Source organism: Rhodobacter sp. P2_H5, from assembly GCF_056403335.1.
This window is the reverse complement of sequence record NZ_JBFUFS010000001.1, coordinates 1-23,315: the sequence shown is the minus strand read 5'-3', so window position 1 is coordinate 23,315 and position 23,315 is coordinate 1. Positions and strand designations below refer to the sequence as shown.

Here is a 23,315-nt window from a genome sequence, read left to right as displayed (position 1 = left end):
GATAGGAAGCGCTGACCTATCGCGGAGGGAAATTTCATGGCCGACGAAAACGAAACCGGCGCCGGTGCGCCGCAAGTCAAGATGCAGGTTCTGGCGCAGTTCATCCGTGACCTGTCGTTCGAGAACATGGTGGCGCAAAAGGGCCTGAGCGGCACCGAAATGCAGCCGGAGATCACGGTTGGCGTGAACCTGGACGCGCGGCAGCGCCCGCAGCCGAACACCTATGACGTGATCGCGAAGTTCAAGGTCTCGTCGATCAACAAGGCCAACAACGAGACGCTGTTCCTGCTGGAGCTGGATTATGCCGGCGTTTTTCAGGTCGAAGGTGTTCCGACCGAACAGCTGCATCCCTTCCTGCTGATCGAATGCCCGCGCCTGCTGTTCCCCTTCATCCGCCGCATCATCTCGGATGTGACGCATGACGGTGGCTTCCCGCCCCTGAACATCGACAACGTGGATTTTCTGGCCCTGTACCGGCAGGAAATGGCCCGCCGCGCCCAATTGGCCGCCTCGGCGCCGACCGCCTCGGCCTAAGAGCGTTTCAACCAGACCGCCGCATCGCCCATCTTGGCCACAAAGGCCTGATGGGCGGCGCTTTCTTCCTCGGTCAGGCGCGAGGGCAGGGGTGTCGGCCTTGGCCGCGCCCGCCCGGCCTGCGTGTCGCGCTGCCGTGCCGCGGTGTGCGCCGCAGCGGTGGCCAGCATGAAATCGGGCTGTCGGCCGCCGATCAGCTCCAGATAGACCTCTGCCAGAAGCTCGGAGTCGAGCAAGGCGCCGTGCTTTTCGCGCGAGGAATTGTCGATGCCAAAGCGCCGGCACAGCGCGTCCAGCGTGGCGGGCGAACCGGGGAACTTCTTGCGCGCAATCGCCAGCGTATCCAGCGCCTGGGTCATCGGCAGGCCGGGATGGCCGAGGGTTTTCAGCTCGGCATTGAGGAATTTCATGTCAAAGCTGGCGTTATGGATCACCATCGTGGACTCGCCGACAAACTCGATGAACTCGCGGGCGATGGCCTTGAACACCGGCTTGTCGCGCAGGAAGTCGTCGCCCAGACCATGCACCTCGAACGCCTCTTTCGGCATCATGCGTTCGGGGTTTATATATTGGTGATAGGTCTTGCCGGTCGGCATGTGGTTGAACAGCTCCACCGCGCCGATCTCGACGATCCGGTGCCCTTCGGAGGGTTCAAAGCCGGTGGTTTCGGTATCAAGGACGATTTCACGCATTCTGGCACCGGATATGGGTCAACAGGGCCTGCACATAGGCCCGGACCGAGGCGACGTCGAGGGTTTCGACAATATGGGTGGCGCGGGCGCGCTTTTGACGGTCTGGCATCTGGCGCGACAGGATCAGGCGGAACTGGTCTTCGGTCATGCCGGGGCGTTCCATCACGCGGCTGCGCTGCAGGCTGGCGGGGGCGGTGACGAGAAGGGTCGCATCAAATTCCGCCTCCGAACCCTTCTCAAACAGCAGGGGAATGTCGAAAACCGCGATGTCAGAGACGATTTCTGCGGCAAACCGGTCCCGGTCGGCGGCGACGAGCGGATGAACGACGGCTTCGATCGCAGGCAGGGCCTGCGGGTCGCGGGCGATCCAGGCCTTGAGGGCGCCACGGTCAAGCGCGCCATCCTGCAAGGCGGCGGGGCAAAGCTGCGACACCGGGCCCACGGCGGCGCCTCCGAAGGCATAAAGCCGGTGCACGGCGGCGTCGGCGTCCCAGACCGGCACACCTTCCGCCGCAAAAAGCGCCGATGTGGTGGACTTGCCCATGCCGATGGACCCGGTCAGCGCGAGCTTGAACGGGCGTTTCATGCCGAAAGAACAGCGGCGCGGGTCGCCTCGTCCACCTCGGGGCGGTGGTTGAACCACCGCTCGAACCCGGGGGCGGCCTGGTGCAGCAACATGCCCAGGCCATCGACGATATGCGCGCCGCGGCTTTGCGCCTCGATGAGGAAGGGGGTCATAAGCGGGGTGTAGACGAGGTCGGTCGCAACCGCGCCACGCTCCAGCGCCTCCAGCGGCAGGCGCAGGTCGGGCTTGCCCGCCATGCCGAGCGAGGTGGAGTTGATCACCAGCCCCGCACCTTCCAGCATGGCACCGGCATGGACCCAGTCATGGACCACGACCTTGGCGCCGAAATCATGGCGCAGGGTCTCGGCACGCAGGCGGGTACGGTTGGCGATGCGGATTTCCGGAACACCGACCTCGATCAAGGCGGCGATGACGGCACGAGCGGCCCCGCCGGCCCCGAACAGCGCCACCGGGCTGTCATAGGGTTCCCAATGAGGCGCCAACTGGCGCAGATTGGCCATGAAGCCCGCGCCGTCGGTGTTGTCGGCGTGGATCTTGCCATCCTTGCGGAAAATCAGCGTGTTGGCGGCCCCGATCAGCGCGGCACGGTCAGTGACGACATCGGCCAGCTTCAGGATGGTTTCCTTGTGCGGGATCGTCACATTGATGCCGACAAAGCCGAGTTTCGGCAGCATCTTCAGCGCCTCGGCCAGATCGGCGGGGGCCACGTCCATCGGGATGTAGTGGCCTTTGATGCCATAGCGTTTCAGCCAATGGCCATGCAGGGCGGGAGAGCGGCTGTGCGCGATCGGATGGCCGATCACACCGGCCAGGGGGATGCGGGGCAGGTCGGTCACGACGGGATGAAACCTCGCAAGGACAGGTAATTGAGCAGGGGTAACAGGGGCAGGCCCAGAATGGTAAAGTAATCGCCTTCGACGGCCGAGAAAAGCCTGATCCCTTCGGACTCGATCTGATAGGCGCCGACGGAATGGCCGACTTCGGGCCAGTTCCGGTCGAGATATGTCTCTATATAGGCCGGATTGGCCTCTTTCATCGTCAGACGCGCCACGCCGACATGGCGCCAGATCGGTTTGCCCTTGTCATAAAGGACGAGGGCGGAAAGGAGTTGATGGGTCTGGCCCGCAAGGTCGAGCAGTTGCTGGCGCGCCTCGTCGCGGCTTTCGGGCTTGGCGAAGATGCGTGGACCAAGCGCGAGGATCTGGTCGCAGCCGAGGACCAGCGCCGAAGGGTGGCGCTGCGCCAGTTTCAGTGCCTTTGCCTCGGCCAGGGCGTCGGCGATGTCGCGCGGGGTAGCGTCCTCGGCGGCAAGGGCGGCGCGCAGGGCCTCCTCGTCGATGCGGGCGGGATGGGCGGTGACCTCGACTCTTGCGTTGCGCAAGAGGTTCAGGCGGATCGCGGATTGCGAGGCGAGGAGGAGCGGGGTCATGCGGTTTCCCTTGGGGGCGGATCTGTGGACAATGCTGCTTTGTTCCCGAGGTGAAAAGGGGGTCTGGCGCAGAGGTCCGCAGTTTCGGGAAAGTCGGCCTGAGAACGAAAACAGATTGTCCCCATGGGGACGAGTGATCGCTGCCCCTGGGGAGAAGTGCGCGGCGGCGGTTTCGAGGGGCCGAAACTTCGGACGCGTCGCCGGCGATAACGATTTGAATTGTCGCAAAATTATGCGGGATTGACTCGGAGTTCGCGGAGAACTCTTCTCGATTCCTCCACAGCTTTGCCCCTGTGGGCAAGTTCGCGGAGGAAAGATGCAATCCAGATACCCACCACCTCTATTACATCATCAATCCTTTCTTTATTCTTATTAATAAGAAGTAGGGGGACGGCGGACATGGCAGGGATCACGGACGTTCTGGCGGTGTGGTATCCGTGGATCAAGGCAGGCCATGTGGTCAGCGTGATCGCCTGGATGGCGGGGCTGTTCTACCTGCCAAGGCTTTATGTCTACCATGTGGAGCAGGTTGAGGCGGGATCCCCCACGGATGCGATGTTCCAGACCATGGAGCGGCGCCTCTTGCGCGGGATCATCGGCCCGGCCTCGATCGCGGCCTGGGTGTTCGGGCTGTGTCTGGTCTTCACCCCGGGGATCGTGGACTGGTCGATGGTCTGGCCCTGGACCAAGGCGGCGTCGGTTCTGGCGATGACCTGGTTCCAGCATTGGCTGGGCTGGCGGAGGAAGGACTTCGTGGCGGGGTCGAACACGGTCACCGGGCGGCAGTACCGGCTGATGAACGAGCTGCCGACGGTGCTGATGCTGGTGATCGTCGCCTCGGTCATCGTGAAGTTCTGAGGGGAGGAGCGTGCGCGCACGCACCCTGCCGTTGACTTTCGCAGTGGTTGCAGGTAGGGGACGGATTGCGTGGCCGTCCGGCCGTAACCGCATTCCGTTGACATTGCTGCACTGCACCGGGGCCGCCCCGGTTGCCTTAAGGGTTTTCCATGACTGTAGAACATCTGAATCTTGCTGATCTGAAGGCAAAGACGCCGGCTGAATTGCTGGCGATGGCCGAAGAATGGGAGATTGAGAACGCGCCGAGCATGCGCAAGGGCGAGATGATGTTCTCGATCCTGAAAGAGCATGCCGAGGAAGGCTGGGAAATCGGCGGCGATGGCGTCCTGGAAGTGCTGCAGGACGGCTTTGGCTTCCTGCGCTCGACCTCGGCCAACTATCTGCCGGGTCCGGATGATATCTACGTCTCCTCCGACATCCTGCGGCAGTTCAGCTTGCGGACGGGCGACACGATTGAGGGCCTGATGCAGGCGCCGCGCGATGGGGAACGCTATTTCTCGATCACCAAGGTGACCAAGATCAACTTCGACGACCCGGAAAAGGCACGCCACAAGGTTTTGTTCGACAACCTGACGCCTTTGTATCCCGATGAGCGGCTGAAGATGGAAGTCGAAGATCCCACCATCAAGGACCGTTCGGCCCGGATCATCGACCTGGTCTGCCCGATCGGCAAAGGCCAGCGCGCGTTGATCGTGGCGCCGCCGCGGACGGGTAAGACGGTGCTGTTGCAGAACATCGCCAATTCGATCGCGGTGAACCACCCGGAATGCTACCTGATCGTGCTGTTGATCGACGAACGGCCCGAGGAAGTCACCGACATGCAGCGGAGCGTGAAGGGGGAGGTTGTATCCTCGACCTTTGACGAGCCGGCGAGCCGCCACGTTGCGGTGGCGGAGATGGTGATCGAAAAGGCCAAGCGTTTGGTCGAGCACAAGCGAGATGTTGTGATCTTGCTCGACTCGATCACAAGACTTGGGCGGGCGTTCAACACGGTTGTGCCGTCCTCGGGCAAGGTTCTGACCGGGGGTGTGGATGCGAACGCGTTGCAGCGGCCGAAGCGCTTCTTTGGTGCGGCGCGGAATATCGAAGAGGGTGGCAGCTTGACCATCATCGCCACGGCGCTGATCGACACCGGCAGCCGGATGGACGAAGTGATCTTTGAAGAATTCAAGGGCACCGGCAACTCGGAAATCGTGCTGGACCGCAAGGTGGCCGACAAGCGGACCTTCCCGGCGATCGACATCCTCAAGTCGGGCACCCGGAAGGAAGAACTGCTGGTCGAGAAGACCGATCTGCAGAAGACCTATGTGCTGCGCCGCATCCTCAACCCGATGGGGACGACCGATGCGATCGAATTCCTATTGGGCAAGCTGAAACAGACCAAGACCAACGCCGAATTCTTCGAATCGATGAACACCTAAGAGGGCGACATGGGCGACACGATCTTTGCCCTGGCCTCGGCGCGGGGCAAAGCGGGTGTTGCGGTGTTCCGCATCTCGGGTCCCATGGCGCATGGGGCGGTAGCGGCGTTGTGCCCGTTGCCAGAGGTGCGGCGGGCGGCCTTGCGGCGGTTGATCTGGCGCGGTGAGGTGCTGGACGAGGCCTTGGTGCTGGTCTTTGAGGCCGGAGCGAGCTTTACCGGTGAGGCTGCGGCAGAGCTGCAGGTCCATGGCAGCACGGCGGTCGTGAAGGCCGTCACGCGTGCTTTGGGCGAGGCGGGGCTGCGGCTGTCTGAGGCGGGGGAGTTCACCCGCAGGGCGCTGGAAAACGGGCGTCTGGACCTGGCGCAGGTCGAGGGGCTGGCGGATCTGATCGAGGCCGAGACCGAGGCGCAGCGACGGCAGGCGATGCGCGTGCTTTCGGGGGCGATTGGCCGGCGGGCGGAAGGTTGGCGCAAGGCGATGATCCGGGCCGGCGCTTTGATCGAGGCCACGATTGATTTTGCCGATGAGGATGTGCCGGTCGATGTGACGCCGGAGGTCATGGGCCTGATCGACGGGTTGCTGGGCGAACTGCGGCGCGAAATCGCAGGTACGGGCGTGGCAGAACGGGTGCGTGATGGGTTTGAGGTCGCGATCCTTGGCGCACCAAATGCCGGAAAATCCACGCTTCTCAATGCGTTGGCGGGACGTGAGGCCGCGATCACCTCTGAAGTTGCGGGGACGACGCGGGATGTGATCGAGGTCCGGATGGACCTTGGTGGGCTCGCCGTGACCCTGCTGGATACGGCTGGTTTGCGGGAGACCGAGGATGTGGTTGAGCAAATCGGCGTGGCGCGGGCCTTGGAGCGGGCCGGGGCGGCGGATTTGCGGGTATTCTTGCAGGAGCACCCGGGCGAGGTTTTGATGATGACGCCGCTGGCGGGCGATATCGTGGTGCTGGGCAAGGCAGATCTGCATGGGCAGGATGGCGTCTCGGGGCGGACGGGGCAGGGGATTGATGCGCTTGTTGCGCGGATTTCTGCCGCTCTGGACGAAAGGGCGGCCTCTGCCGGAGTTATGACGCGGGAGAGGCACAGGGTTGCAATGATCAGCGCGGTCGAGGCTATGGAATCAGCGCGGGATCAGATACAGAAGCAGGGGAGTGCCGCGGAACTGGTCGCGGCGGACCTGCGGCGGGCGGCGCGTGCGCTGGACGTTCTGGTGGGGCGGTTGGACGTTGAGAACTTGCTGGACGAGATTTTCGCCAGCTTTTGCATAGGCAAGTGAGGATGTTTCACGTGAAACATTTCGATGTGGTGGTGATCGGTGGCGGGCATGCGGGCGCGGAAGCGGCGGCTGCTTCGGCACGTGTCGGGGCGCGGACCGCGCTGGTTTCGATGCGCAAGGATCGCATCGGGGTGATGTCGTGCAACCCGGCGATCGGCGGCTTGGGCAAGGGGCATCTGGTGCGCGAGGTCGATGCGCTGGATGGGATCATGGGTCTTGCGGCGGATGCTGCCGGCATCCAGTTCCGCCTGTTGAACCGCCGGAAGGGTCCCGCCGTGCAGGGCCCGCGGACCCAGGCGGATCGCCGGCTGTACCGTGAGGCGATCCAGGGCTTCCTGACCCGCCAACCGGGGCTGGAGATCATCGAGGGTGAGGTCGTCGACCTGATCGAAGGCCCGGGCGGCCGGATCACCGGCATCGAATTGCTGGACGGGACGGTTCTGCAGGCTGGCGCCGTGGTCCTGACAGCCGGGACCTTCCTGAACGGCATCATCCACGTCGGCGATCAGCATCGTTCCGGCGGGCGCGAGGGCGATGTGGCCTCGATCCGGTTGGGGCAAAGGCTTGGCGGTTTCGGACTGCGGCGCGGGCGCCTGAAGACCGGGACACCGCCTCGGCTGGATGGCCGCACGATCGCCTGGGAGGGGTTGGACGAGCAGCCCGGCGACGAGACGCCGGTGATGCTGTCCTTCCTCAGCAAGGCCCCGGTCGTTCGTCAGGTGGCCTGTGGGATCACCCATACCAACGAGCGGACGCATGACATCGTGCGCGCGAATCTGGGTCGCTCGGCGATGTATGGCGGCCATATCGAGGGCGTCGGTCCGCGCTATTGCCCCTCGATCGAGGACAAGGTGGTGCGGTTTGCCGACAAGACTGGCCACCAGATCTTCCTGGAGCCCGAGGGTCTGGACGACCACACGGTTTATCCGAACGGCATTTCCACCTCCTTGCCGGCCGAAGTTCAGGTCGATTACGTGCGCAGCATCAAAGGGTTGGAGCAGGTGACCATCCTGCAGCCCGGCTACGCGATCGAGTATGACTACTTTGATCCCTCTGCCCTGCGGCCGACCCTGGAAAGCACCGTCCCCGGCCTGTATTTCGCCGGTCAGATCAACGGCACGACCGGCTACGAAGAGGCCGCGGCGCAGGGGCTGGTTGCGGGCGCAAATGCGGCGGCTGCGGTGCTGGGTTTGGAGCCGGTGCTGTTTTCGCGCACCGACAGCTATATCGGCGTGATGCTTGACGATCTGATCTCGCGCGGGGTGACGGAACCTTACCGGATGTTTACTTCGCGGGCGGAGTTCCGGTTGCACTTGCGCGCTGACAATGCGGATCAGCGGATGACGGCCTTGGGTCTCTCCAGCGGGTTGATTGGCCCTGCACGGGCGCAGGTGTTCGCTGAGAAGATGGAAAGGGTCAATGCGGCGGCGTCGATGCTGGCCGAACGCTCTTGCACCCCGCAGGAGCTGCAGTCCGTTGGTCTGACCGTAAGCCAGAACGGCGCGCGCCGGACGGTGCTGCAAGTCTTGGGCGGGTCGGAGTCCGATTGGACCAATGTCTTGCGGTTGGAGCCCCGGGCAGCAGATGTCGACCTGGAGACCCTGACCCAGGTCTGGCGCGACGCGCTTTACGCGCCCTACCTTGACCGGCAGCGTGCCGAGGCGGAACGCCTGCAACGCAACGAACTTGTGGCCATCCCCGCGGATCTGGAGTTTGCGGGCCTGTCGGGCCTGTCGAATGAGCTGGTTTCGAAACTGCAACGCCGTCGCCCCGCAAATCTGGCCGAGGCTGAGCGGATCGAGGGGATGACTCCCGCGGCGTTGCTGTTGATTCTGGCGCATTGCCGCAAGGCGGATCAAGCGCGGGCGGTTGGTCAATGACCGAATGGGCGCGGGGGGAGGTGCCGCCTTGGCTGAATGTTTCACGTGAAACATTGGCCCGGATGGAAGCCATGCTGGCCTTGGTGGAGCGCTGGACTCCCGCAATCAACCTGGTGGCAGCTGGAAGCCTTCCCGTAGCGTGGCAACGCCATGTTCTTGATTCGGCACAGCTCTTTCTGAACCTGCCCGATTCGGCCCGGCATTGGGTGGATTTTGGCAGTGGCGCGGGGTTTCCCGGCCTGGTCGTCGCAATTCTTGCAGCGGAACAGCGGCCGGATTTGCGGGTAACCCTTGTCGAATCGGATAAGCGAAAGGCGGCCTTCCTGATTCAAGCCGCACGGGAGTTGGGCCTCAAGACCTCAGTTCTGTCGCGCCGCGCCGAAGATCTGCCCCCGCAAGCCGCCGATGTCGTATCGGCCCGCGCCCTGGCATCCCTGACGGACCTTCTTGCGCTGGTACAGCCCCATCTGAATTCAGAGGGGCTGGCCCTGTTTCCGAAAGGTGCCCGCGCCCAGGAGGAACTGGCGGAGGCGAGAAAGGCCTGGAGTTTCGACATTGAAAGCCAACCCAGCCAGACCGATCCCGCTGGTCTTGTCCTCAAGATAAAGAATCTGCAGCATGTCTGACCTGAGCCGCGATCACGAGCCCCGCATCATTGCCATCGCGAACCAGAAGGGTGGGGTGGGCAAGACCACGACGGCCATCAATCTGGCGGCGGGTTTGGTCGGCCTTGGGGCGCGGGTCCTGTTGATCGACCTCGATCCGCAGGGCAATGCTTCCACCGGGCTCGGGATCGCCGCCGAGGCGCGCAAGGCCACGACCTACGATTTGCTGATCGAAGAACGTCCGATTGAAGAGGTCATCCAGAGGACGGCCATCGAAAACCTCCTGATCTGCCCGGCGAATTCAGACCTTGCTTCGGCCGATATCGATCTGGTTGCCAATGAGAAGCGGGTTTACCTGCTGCATGACGCCCTGCATCAGCCCGCGGCCGAGCAATTGGGGCTGGATTTCATCCTGATCGATTGCCCTCCGTCGCTCAGCCTGCTGACCATCAACGCCCTGGTCGCGGCACAATCGGTCCTCGTGCCGCTTCAGGCAGAGTTCTTCGCGCTGGAAGGCCTGTCGCAGCTCATGCTGACGATCCGCAAGATCCGTTCAACCGCCAATCCTGCGCTGCGGATCGAAGGGGTTGCGATCACCATGTATGATGGCCGCAACCGCTTGAGCCAGCAGGTTGAAGCCGACGCGCGGGCCACCCTGGGCGATCTGGTCTTCAAAACCGTCATCCCGCGCAATGTGCGGCTGAGCGAGGCACCCTCTTTCGCCATGCCCGTGATGCAGTATGATGCGGCCTCCAAGGGCAGTGAGGCCTACCGCAATCTGTCAGCCGAGATTCTGGCCCGCCACCCGCGCGCCGTCGAAAAAGTCAGGACCTGAGTTATGGAAAAGAAGCTGGATCGTCGCGGCCTTGGTCGGGGGCTTTCTGCCCTTCTGGCGGATGCGAACCTGGGCGAACCTGCGGCTGAGGGCCCCGAGCAGCCGCGCCCGACGCAGTTCATGCCTGTCGAGCGGATTCAACCCAACCCGGATCAGCCCCGCCGTGAGTTCAGCCCCGATGCGCTGGAGCAACTGGCCCAGTCGATCCGCCAAAAGGGCATCGTCCAACCGCTGATCGTGCGGGCGATCGGCGGGCAGGGGCAGTACGAAATCGTCGCGGGTGAGCGTCGTTGGCGGGCAGCCCAGATCGCTGGTCTGCATGAAGTGCCGATCGTGGTGCGCGAGTTCACCGATGTCGAAGTCCTCGAAATCGCCATCATCGAAAACATCCAGCGCGAGGACCTCAATCCGATCGAAGAGGCCATGGCCTACCGTCAGCTGATCGAGCGTTTCGGCCATACTCAGGAGAAGCTGGCGGAGGCCCTGTCGCGCAGCCGCAGCCATGTGGCCAACCTTCTTCGCCTTCTGACGCTGCCCGAATCGGTGCAGGACATGCTGCGCAAGGGGGATCTTTCGGCCGGCCATGCCCGCGCCTTGATCACCGCGCCGAACCCCGCGGTTCTGGCCAGTCAGGTGGTGCGCCGCGGTCTTTCGGTGCGCGAGACGGAAAAGCTTGCCAAAACGGTGGGCACCAAGCAGCCGCGCAGTGGCGGCAAGGCCGAGAAGGACGCCGACACCCGCGCGATCGAGGCCGATCTTTCGGCCAATCTGCGCATGGTGGTCAAGATCGACCACCGTGGCATTGATGAGGGCGGGGTGCTGAGCATCAGCTATCGCACCCTGGAAGACCTCGACTTGCTCTGTGACGTGCTGTCCAAGATTCCGCGCGACATGATGCCTGAACGGACGATGTAAGCCCTAGTTGACCAGCAATTCCCGCAAGATGGCGTTCAGCAGCAGCCGGCCGTTCGGCGTGGTCTGCAGCCGGTTCTGGGTCGTTTTCAGCAGACCGTCGGCAACAAGCTCGTCGATCTTGGCCTGTGGCAGGTCGCGCCCGGCGATGGCTGCAAAGCGCGTCATGTCACTGCCTTCGGCAAGGCGCAGCGACATCAGCAGATATTCCATCGCATGGTCTTCGCTGGTCGACCCGTGCCGGGGATCTTCCCCCGCAGCACCGCTTTCGACCTGTTCCAGCCAGCGCCCCGGCTGCTTTGGCGCCTCGGTCGCCCAGCGATGCCCGTTCAGCGTCAGGCGACCATGGGCGCCTGGCCCGATGCCGGCGTAATCGCCCATCCGCCAATAGATCTGGTTGTGCCGCGATTCCTGCCCGGGCTGGGCGTGGTTTGAAACCTCATAGGCCGGAAGCCCCGCCGCTTCGCACATCTCCTGAGTCAGCAAGTACATATCGGAGGACAAGTCTTCATCCGGCAATCCGCGCAGCTGGCCCAAAGCGTGGCGCGCGCCAAAGACGGTGCCGTCTTCAATTGTCAGCTGGTACAGCGAAAGGTGAGTCGGCGCCATCGACAGGGCCTCGCGCAATTCGGCCTGCCAGGCTTCGGCGCTTTGATCCTGTCGGGCGTAGATCAGATCGAAACTCACCCGGTCAAAGGTACTGCGGGCGATCTCGAAGGCCGCCCTGGACTCCGCCACACTGTGCATGCGGCCCAGACGTTTCAGGTCGGCATCGTTCAGCGCCTGCATCCCGATCGAGATGCGGTTCACCCCAGCGTCGCGATACCCGGCAAACCGCCCGGCTTCGACCGAGCTGGGATTGGCCTCCATCGTGATCTCGATGTCATTGGCCAAGGTCCAGCCGTTGCCGACCGCCTCCAGAATCGCAGCCACCAGGTCCGGGTTCATCAGGGAAGGCGTGCCGCCGCCAAAGAAGACCGAGTTCAGCACCCGGCCCTTGGTTTCAGCCGCAACGCGCGAGATTTCGGCCAGATAGGCCTTGCGCCAGAGATTCTGGTCAACATGGCTCGCAACATGGCTGTTGAAGTCGCAGTAGGGGCATTTGGACTGGCAGAACGGCCAATGCAGGTAAAGGCCGAAGCCGCCGTTGCGCCAGTCTTCCATCATCATCCCTTGAACGCCGTCACTTCGATCTCGATCTTCATCTCGGGCCGGATCAGCGCTGCGATCACCATGGTCGCGGCGGGCCGGATCTGGCCAAGGTTTGCGCCCAGAACCGGGATCACCTCTTCGACCAGTGCCGCATCGGTCACCGTATACTGCACCCGCACGATGTCGCCCATCGCAAAGCCCGCCTGATCCAGCACGCCGGAAATTGTCGCAAAGCAGTTGCGGGCCTGGTCGGCGATGCCCGGCGGGATCTCCATGGTCTTGTAGTCATAGCCGGTCACGCCCGACACAAAGCACCAGCCGGCCTTCACGACCGCCCGGCTGTAACCCATTGTCGCCTCGAAGGGCGATCCGGTGGAGATAAGTTTCACGTGAAACATTCCTTGATGAGTTTTGCAAAGGCATCCGCCCGATGGCTGATGCGATTCTTCAACGCCTCTTCCATTTCGCCAAAGGTCTGGTCATGGCCATCCGGCACGAAAATCGGATCATAGCCGTGACCTTGCTGGCCCCGCGCCGGCCAGACGATCTGGCCATGCACCTTGCCGGCAAACACCTGCGATTCTCCATCGGGCCGCACCAGGGCCAGCGTGCAGCAAAAGGCGGCGCTGCGCGGGGTAGGGGCCCTGACCGCCTGCAAAAGATCCCAGGTCTTTGCCATCGCCACGCCAAAGTCGCGCCCCTTGGCACCTTCGGCCCAGTCGGCGGTGTAAACCCCGGGCGCGCCGCCCAGGGCATCGACCATCAGCCCCGAATCGTCGGCGAGCGTCACCAGGCCAGAGGCTTTCGCCCCCGCCCTGGCTTTCAGCAACGCATTGCCGGCAAAGCTGCGTTCGGTCTCTTCCGGCTCACCGAGGCCCAGGTCGGCCAACGACACGGCTTTCACCCCGTAAGGCGACAGCAAAGCAGAGATCTCCACCAGCTTCCCGCGGTTCCCGGTCGCTACCAGTAGCGTCTCACCTGGCAGAATACGCATCCTATGCCCCAATCGCTGCCTTTTGCGCCGCAACCAGCGCCGCAACGCCCGCCTCGGCCAGATCCAGCAGCTTGGCCATCTCATCGCGCGAGAAGGTCGCCCCTTCGGCCGACATCTGCACTTCGATCATCCGCTTGCGCCCGGTCAGGACGAAGTTCCCATCGGTCCCCGCAACCGAATCCTCGGCATAATCCAGGTCCAGCACCTCCTGCCCGGCATAAACGCCGCAAGACACCGCAGCTACATGGTCAATCATCGGGTCGCTGATGATCACGCCCGCCTTCATCAGCTTGTTCACCGCCAGCTTCAACGCAACCCAGCCCCCGGTGATCGAGGCGCAGCGCGTCCCGCCATCGGCCTGCAGCACGTCGCAGTCGATCACGATCTGCCGCTCGCCCAAGGCCGAGCGGTCGACCCCGGCGCGCAAGGCCCGCCCGATCAGCCGCTGAATCTCCTGCGTGCGCCCCGATTGCTTGCCCGCCGCCGCCTCGCGCCGGGTCCGCGACCCGGTTGCACGCGGCAGCATGCCATATTCCGCCGTGACCCAGCCGAGGCCGGTTCCCTTCAGGAAACTCGGCGGCTTCTCCTCGATCGAGGCCGAACACAGCACATGCGTGTCGCCCATCTTGATCAGGCAAGAACCCTCGGCATGTTTCATCACCCCGGCCTCGATCGACACCGTCCGCAGTTCATCCAATTTCCGGCCAGAAGGACGCATTTTCCACCTTTTTCTCAAGTTTTTCTGTCAAGGCCAGATATGACGCTGCAGCCCCCGGGTGCAACCCCGATTGACGGCGCGGCCCCCCGGTCCCTACATAGGGACATGGCCGACAAATCCGCGATCCTGACCGAACTGAACGACCGCTCCCGCGAGGTGTTCCGTCGCGTTGTGGAATCCTATCTCAGCTCCGGCGATCCGGTCGGCTCCCGCACCCTGACGCGCTCGATGACCGAAAAGCTGTCAGCCGCAACGATCCGCAACACGATGCAGGATCTGGAATACCTCGGGTTGCTCGACAGCCCGCATGTCTCGGCCGGCCGCATCCCGACCCAGCTGGGCCTGCGGATGTTCGTCGATGGGTTGATGGAGGTCGGCACGATCGATCAGGCCGACCGCGCCAAGATCGAATCCTCGGTCGAGCGTGAGGATACCGACGTGGCCTCCCTCCTCGATCACGTCGGCGCGGCTTTGTCCGGCATCACCCGCTCCGCCTCGCTGGTGCTGGCGCCAAAGCAGGAAACCGCGATCCGCCATATCGAATTCGTCAGCCTCTCGGCCGAACGCGCTTTGGTGGTCCTCGTCTTCGTCGATGGCCATGTCGAAAATCGCGTCTTCAACCCGCCGCCCGGCCAGACCCCCTCTTCGATGCGCGAGGCGGCGAATTTCCTCAACTCCATCGCCGAAGGCCGCCGCCTCTCGGAACTGCGCCCCCTGATCGCCGCCCAGATTGCCCTGAACCGGCAAGAGATCGACGTTCTGGCCCGGGACATGGTCGAAAACGGCCTGGCCCTTTGGGAAAACGCCGGCGAGCGCGGCGAGCGTCTGATCGTGCGCGGCCAGGCCAATCTGATTGACGCCGACCCCGAATCCCTCAACCTCGACCGCATCCGCACGCTCTTTGACGACCTCGAACGCAAGCGCGACATCGCCGATTTCCTTGAAATGACCGAGACCGGCGAAGGTGTCCGCATTTTTATCGGTTCCGAGAACAAGCTTTTCTCACTTTCTGGTTCCACTCTGGTGGTTTCTCCCTATATGAACGCCGACCGAAAGATCATTGGCGCCATTGGCGTCATCGGCCCGACCCGACTCAACTATGGGCGGATTGTTCCGATCGTGGACTATACGGCGCAATTGGTGGGCCGCATGGTCTCCGGACGGGGCAAGGGCTGAGTTTGAAAAGGTGGAACAGAATGGCAGATGACAAGACAGGCCCGAAGACCGACGGCGAAGAGATTGATCTGAAGGATCTCGAATCCTTCATGGAAAGCGAAGAACTGGCTGCCGCCAAGGCCGAGCGCGACGAGATGCGCGACCGCTACATGCGCGCCCTGGCCGATGCCGAAAACGCCCGCAAGCGTGGCGAACGTGACCGCCGCGAGGCCGAGCAATATGGCTCGACCCGCCTCGCCCGCGACCTCCTGCCCGTCTACGACAACCTCAAGCGCGCTCTGACCGCCGTGCCGGAGGAGCTCAAGACCCAGGCCGCCGCCCTGACCGAAGGTGTCGAACTGACGCTGCGCGAGCTGACCCATGTGATGACCAAGCACGGCGTGCGCCCGATTTCGCCCGCCGTCGGCGATGTCTTCGATGCCCAAAGCATGGAGGCCATGTTCGAGGCACCCCTGCCGGGCACCAAGGCCGGCACCATCATCCAGGTGATGACCGAAGGCTTCATGCTGCACGACCGCCTGCTGCGCCCGGCGCAGGTTGGTGTTTCGTCCAACACCCAAGGCTGAGACCCCTGACGGGACGCAGCGCGGCAAGGACTTTGCGCCCTGCGTCCCTCATGCTACACTCCGCGAGGTTCCGGAACGGAGGCTCGCATGGCCCAAGGCTTGACCCTGCTCGTCGGCACGACCAAGGGCGCTTTCCTGATTTCAGGCGGCGCTGACCGCTCAGGCTGGGCCGTGTCCGGTCCGTTCTGCGATGGTTGGGTCATCAACCACATGATCGGCGATCCCGAAACCGGCGAGATCTGGGCCGGTGGCGGCAGTGAGTGGAGCGGCGCCGGAATCTGGCGCTCCGCCGATCAGGGCGCAACCTGGACGCTGGCCAAGCTGACCAAGGGCAAGATCGACGACTGGGCCGCCAACGACCCGGATTTCGCCCGCAGCATCGGCTGGACCGAAAGCCCGCTGCCCTTCGGCGACACGTTCGCCCAAATCTGGTCGCTGGGGCAGGCGGGCCAGACCCTCTACGCCGGCACCAAGCCCGCAAGCCTGCTGGCCAGCCACGACCAAGGCGCCACCTGGCAGCTTTTGCCCGGCCTGACCGATCATCCCTCTGCTTCAAGCTGGCAGGGCGGGGCGGCTGGTCTGGTGCTCCACACCATCGTCAGCGACCCCAAGGACCCCAAAAAACTCTGGATCGGCATTTCCGCCGCCGGAGTTTTCGCCAGTGAAGATGGCGGCGTGACCTGGGAGCGGCGCAATCGCCTTTCGAACACCGTGCCCCACATCCATCACGACCACCCCGCCGCCCCGAGGGATGGCGACACCGGGCACTGCGTCCACAACATGATGCGCGCCCCGGGGGCCGAGGATGTGCTCTACCAGCAGAATCATCACGGCGTCTGGCGTTCCGCCGATGGTGGCCGCAGCTGGGAGGATATCACCGAGGGCCTGCCCTCGACCTTCGGCTTCCCGATCCGGGTCCATCCGCGTGACCCCGATGTGCTCTGGACCCTGCCGCTGAACGGTGACACCGCCGGGCGTTATCCGCCGGGGGCCGCCGCTGCCGTCTGGCGCTCGCGCGATGGCGGCAAAAGCTGGACCGATCTGCGGAACGGCCTGCCGCAGACCGCCTGCTATTTCACCGTCCTGCGCCAGGCCATGGCAGGCGATATGCGGGACAAGGCCGGCATCTACTTCGGCACCAACAGCGGCTCGGTCTTTGCCAGCACGGATGAGGGTGACACCTGGACCGAGGTCGCCCGCCACCTGCCGACCATCCTCGCGGTCGAGGTGCTGGACCGCGCCTGACCGGGTCGCCTAGGGCATCAAACCTTTCAGTTCATAAAGCAACCCCAAGGCCTCCTTGGGGGACAGATCATCCGGGCTGATCTCCTTCAACCGCGCCTCCACCGCGGAGGCTGCAACCCGCAAGGTCGGCTCTGCCTTCACGGCGCGAAACAACGGCAGATCGTCAATCAGCGCCTTTTGCGACGGCCGGTCCCGGTCGCCCTTCTCCAAGGCCTCCAGCACGACCTTGGCCCGTTCCACCACCGCATGCGGCAGACCGGCGAGCCGCGCCACCTGCACCCCATAGCTGCGATCCGCCGCCCCCTCCCGCACCTCGTGCAGGAAGATCACGTCGCCCTCCCACTCCTTGACCGTGACGGTGGCGTTCTTCACCCCCTTCAGCTTGCCCGCCAAAGCCGTCATCTCGTGGTAATGCGTGGCAAACAGCGCGCGGCAGCGGTTGACGGCATGCAGGTTTTCCAGCGTGGCCCAGGCGATCGACAACCCGTCATAAGTCGCCGTCCCGCGCCCGATCTCGTCCAGAATGACCAAAGCCCGGTCATCCGCCTGATTGAGGATCGCCGCCGTCTCGACCATCTCGACCATGAAGGTCGACCGCCCGCGCGCCAGATCATCCGCCGCCCCGACCCGGCTGAACAGCTGGCTGACAAGGCCGATCTGCGCCATCCGCGCCGGGACAAAACTCCCCATCTGCGCCAGCAGCGCAATCACCGCGTTCTGCCGCAGGAAGGTCGATTTCCCCGCCATGTTCGGTCCGGTGATCAGCCAGATCGCCGGCGTCTCCTTTTCCGTCAACCGGCAGTCATTCGGCACAAAGGCCACGCCCTGCCGCTTCAGGCTGCGCTCCACCACCGGATGCCGCCCGCCTTCGACCACGAAGGCGCGGCTATCATCCACAACTGGCGCGCTCCAATCCTCCGCCACCGCCAGATCGGCCAGCGCCGCCGCAAGGTCCAGCTCCGCCAACCCACGCGCCGCCCCGGCAATCGCCGCGGCCCGGGCCAGAACCTCGGCCCGCAGCGCATCGAAATGCGCCTTCTCCTGTTCCAGCGCGAGGTTCCCCGCGTTCAGGATCCGCGTCTCCATCTCGCTAAGCTCCACGGTCGAAAACCGCATCACATTGGCATTGGTCTGCCGATGGATGAACCGCCCGCCGCCCAAAAGCTTGTCGGCATGCAGCGAGGTCACCTCGATGAAATAGCCCAAGACATTGTTATGTTTGATCTTAAGCGATGATATCCCGGTCTCCCCGATGAACTGCGCCTGCATGTCGCCCACCACAGCGCGCCCCTCGTCGCGCAAGCGGCGGGTGGCATCCAGATCAACGTCGAACCCCTCGGCAATATAACCGCCATCGCGCACCATCGGCGGCGGTTCCGCCACAAGCGCCCGGTCCAGCAGCGCCACCAGATCCTCTTGCCCACGCAGCGCTTGGCAAGCCTCGACCAAGGCCTCCGGCGCGCCGGGCAGATCAATCCGCGCCGCCTGCGCAAGCCCGGCCCGGATCGCCGCCAGATCGCGTGGCCCGCCACGCTCCAAAGCCAGCCGCGACAGCGCCCGGTCCATGTCCGGCACCATCCGCAAGGCATCGCGCAGATCGTGGCGCGCAGACCCCTCGACCAACCAGCGCACCGCCTCCAGCCTGGCGCCGATCACCGCCAGATCGCGTGAGGGGCTCGACAGCCGCACCTCCAGCAGCCGCGCTCCGGGTGCCGTCACCGTCCGGTCAATCGCCGCCAGAAGCGAACCCTCGCGCCCGCCCGACAGGGCCTGCGTCAGTTCCAGATTGCGCCGCGTCGCTGCATCAATCTGCACCGTCCCGCCCGAGGCTTCCCGCACCGGGGGCCGCAGCAAGGGCAGTTTCCCGCGCTGCGTCAGTTCCAGATAATCCACCAGCGCGCCCATGGCCGACACCTCGGCCCTGCCGAAGGCGCCAAAGCTCGCCAGCCCCGCCACACCATGCAAGGCCGCCACCCGCGCCTCTGCCCCCGAGGAATCAAAACTCCCCCGCGACAGCGCCGTGATCGCAGCGCCAGCTTCGTGCACCACCTCGGCCCAGACGCTTTCCCGCGTCTCGGATACCAGCACCTCGCGCGGGGCCAGCCGCGCCAGTTCGGCGGCCAACCGGGCAGGGGGGCAGGGCATCACGCGAAACTCCCCGGTCGAGATATCGGCCCAGGCCAAAGCCCCTTCATCCCGCAACTCGGCAAAGGCGCAAAGATAGTTCGACCGTCGCGCCTCCAGCAGGCTGTCCTCGGTCAGCGTGCCGGGGGTCACCAGCCGCACCACATCGCGTTTCACGACGGATTTATAGCCGCGCTTCTTGGCCTCGGCCGGGTCTTCCATCTGCTCGGCAATCGCCACGCGAAAACCCTTGCGGATCAGGCCCAGCAGATACCCTTCCGCCGCATGGACTGGCACGCCGCACATCTGGATAGGCTGGCCGCCATGCGTCCCGCGCTTGGTCAGGGCAATGTCCAAAGCCTCCGAGGCCTCGACCGCGTCCTGAAAGAACATCTCGTAAAAGTCGCCCATCCGGTAGAACAGCAAGGCGCCGGGATAGCGGCCCTTGATCTCCAGATACTGCGCCATCATCGGCGTGACTTCGTCTTGCACATCTTCCCCCGAACTCTGGCCGCAAACCCTAACCAACCCTTCCCTTCCCCGAAAGCCCCCCTTACCTTCTGCGCCAAATCGAGGGCACCAGATGACTGACAATGTTTCCACCCACCAAGCCGAGGATGACGCCCGCAACGAGGCGATCCTGATCTACGTCAACGGCAAGATCGTCCCCAAGGCCGAGGCCATGGTTTCCGTCTACGATTCCGGCTTCATGATGGGCGATGGCGTGTGGGAGGGGATCCGGCTGTACAACAACCGCTGGACCTTCATCGAAGAACACATCGACCGCCTGTTCGAGGCGGCCTTGGCCATCGACCTCGATATCGCCCTGACCAAGGCGCAGGTCATTCAGGCGGTCTATGACACCCAGGCCGCCAATGGCTTCACCACCGATGCCCACGCCCGCCTGATGGTGACGCGTGGCGTCAAAACCCGGCCCTTCCAGCATCCGAAACTCAGCCAGCGCGGACCGACCATGGTGATCATCATGGAACATTCGCGCCAGAAACTGCCGCGGCCGATCCGCCTGGCCACCGTGCCGCATATGCGCGGCCTGCCGATGACGCAGGACCCCAAGCTGAACAGCCATTCCAAGCTGAACTGCATCCTCGCCTGTATCGCGGCCGAAAAGGCCGGCGCGGACGAGGCGCTGATGCTCGACGTCCACGGCTTTGTGAACACGACCAACGCCTGCAATTTCTTCATCGTGCGCAAGGGGCAGGTTTGGACCTCGACCGGGGATTACTGCATGAACGGCATCACCCGTCAGAAGGTCATCGACCTCTGCCGGACCAAGGACATTCCGGTTTTCGAACGCAATTACTCTCTCGTTGACACCTATAGCGCCGACGAGGCCTTCCTGACCGGCACCTTCGGCGCGCAGACCCCCGTCAGCACCATCGACGGCCGCAAGATCGGCAGTGGCGAGATGGGGCCTGTAACCCAACGCATCCGGGCGCTCTACAAAGAGCTTGTTGGAGCCTGAAAATCGGGGCCTGAAAAAAGACGCGCGTAGAGACGCAAGGAAGACAGATGCAAGACGCCAACAAGACCACCCGAATCGCCATGTGGAGCGGCCCGCGCAACCTCTCCACCGCCCTGATGTATGCCTTCGCCGCCCGCGGCGATTGCGCCGTCTGGGACGAGCCCTTCTACGCCGCCTATCTGAAAGCCACCGGAATTGCCCATCCGATGGCGCCCGAGGTCATTGCGGCGGGCGAGCCGGATCCCGCAAGGGTGGCGGAAGCCTGCTTGGGTCCAATCCCGGAGGCGCAGCAACTTTTCTACCAGAAACACATGACCCTCCACATGATCAAGGAGTTCGAGCGCGGCTTCATGCTGGGCCTGACCAATGTCTTCCTGATCCGCCATCCGGCCTATGTCGTCGCCAGCTACTCCAAAAAACGCGAAAGCCCGACGCTGCACGACATCGGCTATGTCCAGCAGGCGCATCTTTACAACGAGGTCACCGATTGGCTGGGCGAGCCGCCGGTGGTGGTCGACAGCTACGATATCCGCGCCGCTCCGCGTGAAACCCTGACCCGGCTCTGTGCGGCGCTCGACATTCCCTTTACCGAAAAGATGCTGTCCTGGCCCGCCGGCCCCAAACCCTATGACGGCGCCTGGGCGCCGCATTGGTACAACGCCGTCCACCAATCCACCGGTCTGGATGCGCCCGAAGGCCCGCTGCCCAGCCTCGCGCCCGAGTTCCAGCGCCTCGCAGATGAGGCGCTGCCCTATTACGACTATCTGCGCGCCCACAAGATCTGAAGACCCGCGGCCCCGCGCTGTGGGGCCGCCTTGCCAGCCAAAAGCACCCGGACTTCCGCCGATCACGGAATTGTGTGCCCGATATTTGAAACGCGGCCGCCTTCAAGGCCGTAATGTCCTCAGAGGCGGCCCGTTGTTTCCCGGTGCCCGGCCCCATCATCCGCCTTTGGGCATGAGAGGAGATTCGAATGTCTTTCAAAACTCACCTGCGTTGGTCCGACGTGACCCCGCAATCCGTTTTCCTGAACCGCCGTCAGATCATCGCCGCCGCGGGTGCCGCCCTGCTGGCCTCGCCTGCGCTGGCCAAAAGCCAATATTCCACCGACGACAAACCCAACACCTTCGAGGAGATCTCGGGCTACAACAACTATTACGAGTTCGGCACCGGCAAGGAAGACCCCGCTGCCAATGCCGGCAGCCTGACCACGACGAACTGGAAGGTGAAGGTCGACGGCATGGTCGACAAGCCGGGCGACTACGATCTGGGCGACCTGATTTCCGGCCTGACCGTCGAAGAACGCATCTACCGCTTCCGCTGTGTCGAGGCCTGGTCGATGGTCATCCCGTGGAACGGCTTCCAGCTCTCCGCCTTGCTTGGCAAGATCGGGGTACAACCTTCGGCCAAATATGTCGCCTTCGAAACCCTGGTCCGCCCCGAGGAAATGCCCGGCCAGAAATCCGGCATCCTCGATTGGCCCTACCGCGAGGGCCTGCGCCTGGACGAGGCGATGAATCCGCTGACCCTGATGGCCACCGGCCTCTATGGCAAAGACCTGCCCAACCAGAACGGCGCGCCGATCCGTCTGGTCGTTCCGTGGAAGTATGGTTTCAAAAGCGTCAAGTCGATCGTGCGGATCAGCCTGACCGATCAGATGCCGCAAACCACCTGGAACATGATGGCCGCCAACGAATACGGCTTTTACGCCAACGTGAACCCCGAGGTCGACCACCCGCGCTGGAGCCAGGCCTCCGAACGGCGCATCGGGGCAGGGCTCTTTGCCGGCCGCCAGGACACACTGAAGTTCAACGGCTATGGTGATGAGGTGGCCAGCCTCTATGCCGGCATGGATCTGGCGAAGAACTACTGATGCTGGACAAGATCAACAAATCCCTGCGCCGGGTGCCGGTCTGGACGATCTATCTCCTGGGTCTCGCTCTGGCGGCCTGGGTGATCTTTCAGGGGCTCTCCCAGACCGACCCGGTGCGCGGCATCGAATGGGGCCTCGGCCTCTGGGCCCTGCGGCTGCTGATCGCCACGCTCTTCGTCTCCCCCCTGCGCTGGGTCGGGCTGAACCTGCTGCGGTTCCGCCGCCAGTTGGGCCTGGTGGCCTTTGCTTTCGTCGTGCTGCACTTCGCCGCCTGGCTGACCATCGACATGGGCCTGCGCTGGGGGCAGATCCTGCCCGACCTCTATAAGCGCTGGTACATCCTGATCGGGATGACGGCCTTGGTCCTGCTCATCCCGCTCGCGGTGACCTCGAACAACCTTTCAATCCGCAAGCTCGGCGCGCAAAGGTGGAACCAGCTGCACAGGTTGGCCTATCCGGCGACGATTCTGGCCGTCCTGCACTTCACGATGGTCGGAAAGGTCTACACGACAGAAATGCTGACCTACGTGGCGATCCTGGCCGCGCTTCTGCTGGTGCGTCTCGTCCGGAATGGGCCGAAAAGTCTGGTCTGGGTCTGATTCCCCGACTTTCTGGCGCAACAATCTTGCGCCAGAACCCCTGACCACTTGGTCAAAGTTTCACCAAGCCACGGATTTTGCTATAAAATCAGGATTTACGAAGAAAATGCGACGGGATGTGTTTTTTGTGCTTGCGGGTTTTGTTGTGTTTCCCTAAATACCGCCTCACCGAGACGCAGACGACGCCAGACGGTGGCGGAAGCGGGTGGGTGGCAGCGGTTTGAGGCGGAAGCTGAAGGCGGTTGTGGGAAATTCTGAAGATACGGCGGTTCGGGGAACGCTAGGAAACTGGCGCCTCGAAAAGTTTTGTCCTCACGCTCTTTGAAATGTAGATGAATGAAGGGAA

General features: G+C 63.7%; 25 protein-coding genes. 15 read left to right on the top strand and 10 right to left on the bottom strand.

What is annotated here, in order from left to right; translation table 11 throughout:
* Nucleotides 1–36 precede the first annotated feature (36 nt).
* Complete coding sequence (secB, locus tag AC1DVR_RS00125) at nucleotides 37–534, top strand: protein-export chaperone SecB (protein WP_477998480.1); 498 nt, start codon at nucleotides 37–39, stop codon at nucleotides 532–534.
* Here the strand turns inward: secB and dnaQ are convergent.
* The 4 genes from dnaQ to AC1DVR_RS00105 are packed head-to-tail and all read right to left on the bottom strand — an operon-like array spanning nucleotide 531 to nucleotide 3,241.
* The gene (gene dnaQ / locus AC1DVR_RS00120) at nucleotides 531–1,226 is read right to left on the bottom strand and encodes a DNA polymerase III subunit epsilon (RefSeq protein WP_477998479.1); all 696 of its coding nucleotides are present in this window, start codon (nucleotides 1,224–1,226) and stop codon (nucleotides 531–533) included. The two genes, secB and dnaQ, sit on opposite strands and share 4 nt — an antisense overlap.
* The gene (coaE, locus tag AC1DVR_RS00115; RefSeq protein WP_477998478.1) at nucleotides 1,219–1,812 is read right to left on the bottom strand and encodes a dephospho-CoA kinase; all 594 of its coding nucleotides are present in this window, start codon (nucleotides 1,810–1,812) and stop codon (nucleotides 1,219–1,221) included. Before coaE ends, dnaQ begins: the two co-directional genes overlap by 8 nt.
* A complete protein-coding gene (locus tag AC1DVR_RS00110) occupies nucleotides 1,809–2,648 on the bottom strand; it encodes a shikimate dehydrogenase (protein ID WP_477998477.1) in 840 nt (279 codons plus the stop codon). The genes coaE and AC1DVR_RS00110 overlap by 4 nt, the downstream gene beginning before the upstream one ends.
* Nucleotides 2,645–3,241, bottom strand: a complete 597-nt coding sequence (locus AC1DVR_RS00105; RefSeq protein ID WP_477998476.1) for a Maf family protein — start codon at nucleotides 3,239–3,241, stop codon at nucleotides 2,645–2,647. The genes AC1DVR_RS00110 and AC1DVR_RS00105 overlap by 4 nt, the downstream gene beginning before the upstream one ends.
* Before the next feature lie 399 nt (nucleotides 3,242–3,640).
* Between AC1DVR_RS00105 and AC1DVR_RS00100 the strand changes: the two genes are divergently transcribed.
* The 7 genes from AC1DVR_RS00100 (at nucleotide 3,641) to AC1DVR_RS00070 (ending at nucleotide 11,042) form a co-directional block, all read left to right on the top strand.
* Entirely contained in the window at nucleotides 3,641–4,099 is a 459-nt protein-coding gene (locus AC1DVR_RS00100; RefSeq protein WP_477998475.1) for a CopD family protein, read from the top strand.
* Between the two features lie 149 nt (nucleotides 4,100–4,248).
* Nucleotides 4,249–5,520 carry a transcription termination factor Rho gene (gene rho, locus AC1DVR_RS00095; RefSeq protein ID WP_477998474.1) on the top strand — a complete coding sequence of 424 codons (1,272 nt, stop codon included), beginning with the start codon at nucleotides 4,249–4,251 and terminating at the stop codon, nucleotides 5,518–5,520.
* Nucleotides 5,521–5,529: 9 nt separating this feature from the next.
* Nucleotides 5,530–6,807, top strand: coding sequence for a tRNA uridine-5-carboxymethylaminomethyl(34) synthesis GTPase MnmE (gene mnmE, locus AC1DVR_RS00090; protein WP_477998473.1), 1,278 nt, complete (start codon nucleotides 5,530–5,532; stop codon nucleotides 6,805–6,807).
* A gap of 11 nt (nucleotides 6,808–6,818) precedes the next feature.
* Nucleotides 6,819–8,687 (top strand): tRNA uridine-5-carboxymethylaminomethyl(34) synthesis enzyme MnmG, encoded by a 1,869-nt coding sequence (gene mnmG, locus AC1DVR_RS00085; protein WP_477998472.1) that lies wholly within the window; start codon nucleotides 6,819–6,821, stop codon nucleotides 8,685–8,687.
* Nucleotides 8,684–9,313: a 16S rRNA (guanine(527)-N(7))-methyltransferase RsmG gene (gene rsmG, locus AC1DVR_RS00080; protein ID WP_477998471.1), complete on the top strand. Its 630-nt coding sequence runs from the start codon at nucleotides 8,684–8,686 to the stop codon at nucleotides 9,311–9,313. The genes mnmG and rsmG overlap by 4 nt, the downstream gene beginning before the upstream one ends.
* Nucleotides 9,306–10,127 carry a ParA family protein gene (locus AC1DVR_RS00075; RefSeq protein ID WP_477998470.1) on the top strand — a complete coding sequence of 274 codons (822 nt, stop codon included), beginning with the start codon at nucleotides 9,306–9,308 and terminating at the stop codon, nucleotides 10,125–10,127. The genes rsmG and AC1DVR_RS00075 overlap by 8 nt, the downstream gene beginning before the upstream one ends.
* Before the next feature lie 3 nt (nucleotides 10,128–10,130).
* Entirely contained in the window at nucleotides 10,131–11,042 is a 912-nt protein-coding gene (locus tag AC1DVR_RS00070) for a ParB/RepB/Spo0J family partition protein (RefSeq protein WP_477998469.1), read from the top strand.
* Between the two features lie 3 nt (nucleotides 11,043–11,045).
* Here the strand turns inward: AC1DVR_RS00070 and hemW are convergent, their stop codons facing one another.
* Genes hemW through rph form a run of 4 tightly spaced genes read right to left on the bottom strand, consistent with a single transcriptional unit; the run spans nucleotide 11,046 to nucleotide 13,903 of the window.
* Complete coding sequence (hemW, locus tag AC1DVR_RS00065) at nucleotides 11,046–12,203, bottom strand: radical SAM family heme chaperone HemW (protein WP_477998468.1); 1,158 nt, start codon at nucleotides 12,201–12,203, stop codon at nucleotides 11,046–11,048.
* 2 nt (nucleotides 12,204–12,205) lie between these two features.
* A complete protein-coding gene (locus AC1DVR_RS00060; protein ID WP_477998467.1) occupies nucleotides 12,206–12,580 on the bottom strand; it encodes a RidA family protein in 375 nt (124 codons plus the stop codon).
* The gene (rdgB, locus tag AC1DVR_RS00055; protein ID WP_477998466.1) at nucleotides 12,577–13,185 is read right to left on the bottom strand and encodes an RdgB/HAM1 family non-canonical purine NTP pyrophosphatase; all 609 of its coding nucleotides are present in this window, start codon (nucleotides 13,183–13,185) and stop codon (nucleotides 12,577–12,579) included. Before rdgB ends, AC1DVR_RS00060 begins: the two co-directional genes overlap by 4 nt.
* 1 nt (nucleotide 13,186) lies before the next feature.
* Nucleotides 13,187–13,903: a ribonuclease PH gene (gene rph, locus AC1DVR_RS00050; protein ID WP_477998465.1), complete on the bottom strand. Its 717-nt coding sequence runs from the start codon at nucleotides 13,901–13,903 to the stop codon at nucleotides 13,187–13,189.
* A gap of 105 nt (nucleotides 13,904–14,008) precedes the next feature.
* Between rph and hrcA the strand changes: the two genes are divergently transcribed.
* The 3 genes from hrcA (at nucleotide 14,009) to AC1DVR_RS00035 (ending at nucleotide 16,890) form a co-directional block, all read left to right on the top strand.
* Complete coding sequence (hrcA, locus tag AC1DVR_RS00045) at nucleotides 14,009–15,079, top strand: heat-inducible transcriptional repressor HrcA (RefSeq protein ID WP_477998464.1); 1,071 nt, start codon at nucleotides 14,009–14,011, stop codon at nucleotides 15,077–15,079.
* Nucleotides 15,080–15,168: 89 nt separating this feature from the next.
* Nucleotides 15,169–15,645 (top strand): nucleotide exchange factor GrpE, encoded by a 477-nt coding sequence (locus AC1DVR_RS00040; protein ID WP_477998871.1) that lies wholly within the window; start codon nucleotides 15,169–15,171, stop codon nucleotides 15,643–15,645.
* Nucleotides 15,646–15,732: 87 nt separating this feature from the next.
* Entirely contained in the window at nucleotides 15,733–16,890 is a 1,158-nt protein-coding gene (locus tag AC1DVR_RS00035) for a WD40/YVTN/BNR-like repeat-containing protein (protein WP_477998463.1), read from the top strand.
* A 9-nt stretch (nucleotides 16,891–16,899) separates the two neighbouring features.
* Here AC1DVR_RS00035 and mutS read toward each other — a convergent pair whose 3' ends face one another.
* Entirely contained in the window at nucleotides 16,900–19,485 is a 2,586-nt protein-coding gene (mutS, locus tag AC1DVR_RS00030) for a DNA mismatch repair protein MutS (RefSeq protein ID WP_477998870.1), read from the bottom strand.
* 112 nt (nucleotides 19,486–19,597) lie between these two features.
* Here mutS and AC1DVR_RS00025 point away from each other — a divergent pair, with 112 nt between their 5' ends.
* From AC1DVR_RS00025 to msrQ, 4 genes are all read left to right on the top strand, one after another.
* Nucleotides 19,598–20,497: a D-amino acid aminotransferase gene (locus AC1DVR_RS00025; RefSeq protein ID WP_477998462.1), complete on the top strand. Its 900-nt coding sequence runs from the start codon at nucleotides 19,598–19,600 to the stop codon at nucleotides 20,495–20,497.
* A 47-nt stretch (nucleotides 20,498–20,544) separates the two neighbouring features.
* Nucleotides 20,545–21,282, top strand: a complete 738-nt coding sequence (locus tag AC1DVR_RS00020; RefSeq protein ID WP_477998461.1) for a sulfotransferase-like domain-containing protein — start codon at nucleotides 20,545–20,547, stop codon at nucleotides 21,280–21,282.
* A gap of 188 nt (nucleotides 21,283–21,470) precedes the next feature.
* Nucleotides 21,471–22,370, top strand: coding sequence for a protein-methionine-sulfoxide reductase catalytic subunit MsrP (gene msrP, locus AC1DVR_RS00015; RefSeq protein ID WP_477998460.1), 900 nt, complete (start codon nucleotides 21,471–21,473; stop codon nucleotides 22,368–22,370).
* Nucleotides 22,370–22,969 carry a protein-methionine-sulfoxide reductase heme-binding subunit MsrQ gene (gene msrQ, locus AC1DVR_RS00010; RefSeq protein WP_477998459.1) on the top strand — a complete coding sequence of 200 codons (600 nt, stop codon included), beginning with the start codon at nucleotides 22,370–22,372 and terminating at the stop codon, nucleotides 22,967–22,969. The genes msrP and msrQ overlap by 1 nt, the downstream gene beginning before the upstream one ends.
* 95 nt (nucleotides 22,970–23,064) lie before the next feature.
* Here msrQ and AC1DVR_RS00005 read toward each other — a convergent pair.
* On the bottom strand, nucleotides 23,065–23,315 hold a 251-nt coding region (locus AC1DVR_RS00005; RefSeq protein WP_477998458.1), incomplete at its 5' end, for a hypothetical protein.

What these genes read in the sequence shown, in the direction of transcription:
- secB (WP_477998480.1), top strand. Translation starts at nt 37, where the DNA reads ATGGCCGACGAAAACGAAACCGGCGCCGGTGCGCCGCAAGTCAAGATG.
- dnaQ (WP_477998479.1), bottom strand. Translation starts at nt 1,226, where the DNA reads ATGCGTGAAATCGTCCTTGATACCGAAACCACCGGCTTTGAACCCTCC.
- coaE (WP_477998478.1), bottom strand. Translation starts at nt 1,812, where the DNA reads ATGAAACGCCCGTTCAAGCTCGCGCTGACCGGGTCCATCGGCATGGGC.
- AC1DVR_RS00105 (WP_477998476.1), bottom strand. Translation starts at nt 3,241, where the DNA reads ATGACCCCGCTCCTCCTCGCCTCGCAATCCGCGATCCGCCTGAACCTC.
- AC1DVR_RS00100 (WP_477998475.1), top strand. Translation starts at nt 3,641, where the DNA reads ATGGCAGGGATCACGGACGTTCTGGCGGTGTGGTATCCGTGGATCAAG.
- rho (WP_477998474.1), top strand. Translation starts at nt 4,249, where the DNA reads ATGACTGTAGAACATCTGAATCTTGCTGATCTGAAGGCAAAGACGCCG.
- mnmE (WP_477998473.1), top strand. Translation starts at nt 5,530, where the DNA reads ATGGGCGACACGATCTTTGCCCTGGCCTCGGCGCGGGGCAAAGCGGGT.
- rsmG (WP_477998471.1), top strand. Translation starts at nt 8,684, where the DNA reads ATGACCGAATGGGCGCGGGGGGAGGTGCCGCCTTGGCTGAATGTTTCA.
- AC1DVR_RS00075 (WP_477998470.1), top strand. Translation starts at nt 9,306, where the DNA reads ATGTCTGACCTGAGCCGCGATCACGAGCCCCGCATCATTGCCATCGCG.
- AC1DVR_RS00070 (WP_477998469.1), top strand. Translation starts at nt 10,131, where the DNA reads ATGGAAAAGAAGCTGGATCGTCGCGGCCTTGGTCGGGGGCTTTCTGCC.
- hemW (WP_477998468.1), bottom strand. Translation starts at nt 12,203, where the DNA reads ATGGAAGACTGGCGCAACGGCGGCTTCGGCCTTTACCTGCATTGGCCG.
- rdgB (WP_477998466.1), bottom strand. Translation starts at nt 13,185, where the DNA reads ATGCGTATTCTGCCAGGTGAGACGCTACTGGTAGCGACCGGGAACCGC.
- rph (WP_477998465.1), bottom strand. Translation starts at nt 13,903, where the DNA reads ATGCGTCCTTCTGGCCGGAAATTGGATGAACTGCGGACGGTGTCGATC.
- hrcA (WP_477998464.1), top strand. Translation starts at nt 14,009, where the DNA reads ATGGCCGACAAATCCGCGATCCTGACCGAACTGAACGACCGCTCCCGC.
- AC1DVR_RS00040 (WP_477998871.1), top strand. Translation starts at nt 15,169, where the DNA reads ATGGAAAGCGAAGAACTGGCTGCCGCCAAGGCCGAGCGCGACGAGATG.
- AC1DVR_RS00035 (WP_477998463.1), top strand. Translation starts at nt 15,733, where the DNA reads ATGGCCCAAGGCTTGACCCTGCTCGTCGGCACGACCAAGGGCGCTTTC.
- mutS (WP_477998870.1), bottom strand. Translation starts at nt 19,485, where the DNA reads ATGATGGCGCAGTATCTGGAGATCAAGGGCCGCTATCCCGGCGCCTTG.
- AC1DVR_RS00025 (WP_477998462.1), top strand. Translation starts at nt 19,598, where the DNA reads ATGACTGACAATGTTTCCACCCACCAAGCCGAGGATGACGCCCGCAAC.
- AC1DVR_RS00020 (WP_477998461.1), top strand. Translation starts at nt 20,545, where the DNA reads ATGCAAGACGCCAACAAGACCACCCGAATCGCCATGTGGAGCGGCCCG.
- msrP (WP_477998460.1), top strand. Translation starts at nt 21,471, where the DNA reads ATGTCTTTCAAAACTCACCTGCGTTGGTCCGACGTGACCCCGCAATCC.
- msrQ (WP_477998459.1), top strand. Translation starts at nt 22,370, where the DNA reads ATGCTGGACAAGATCAACAAATCCCTGCGCCGGGTGCCGGTCTGGACG.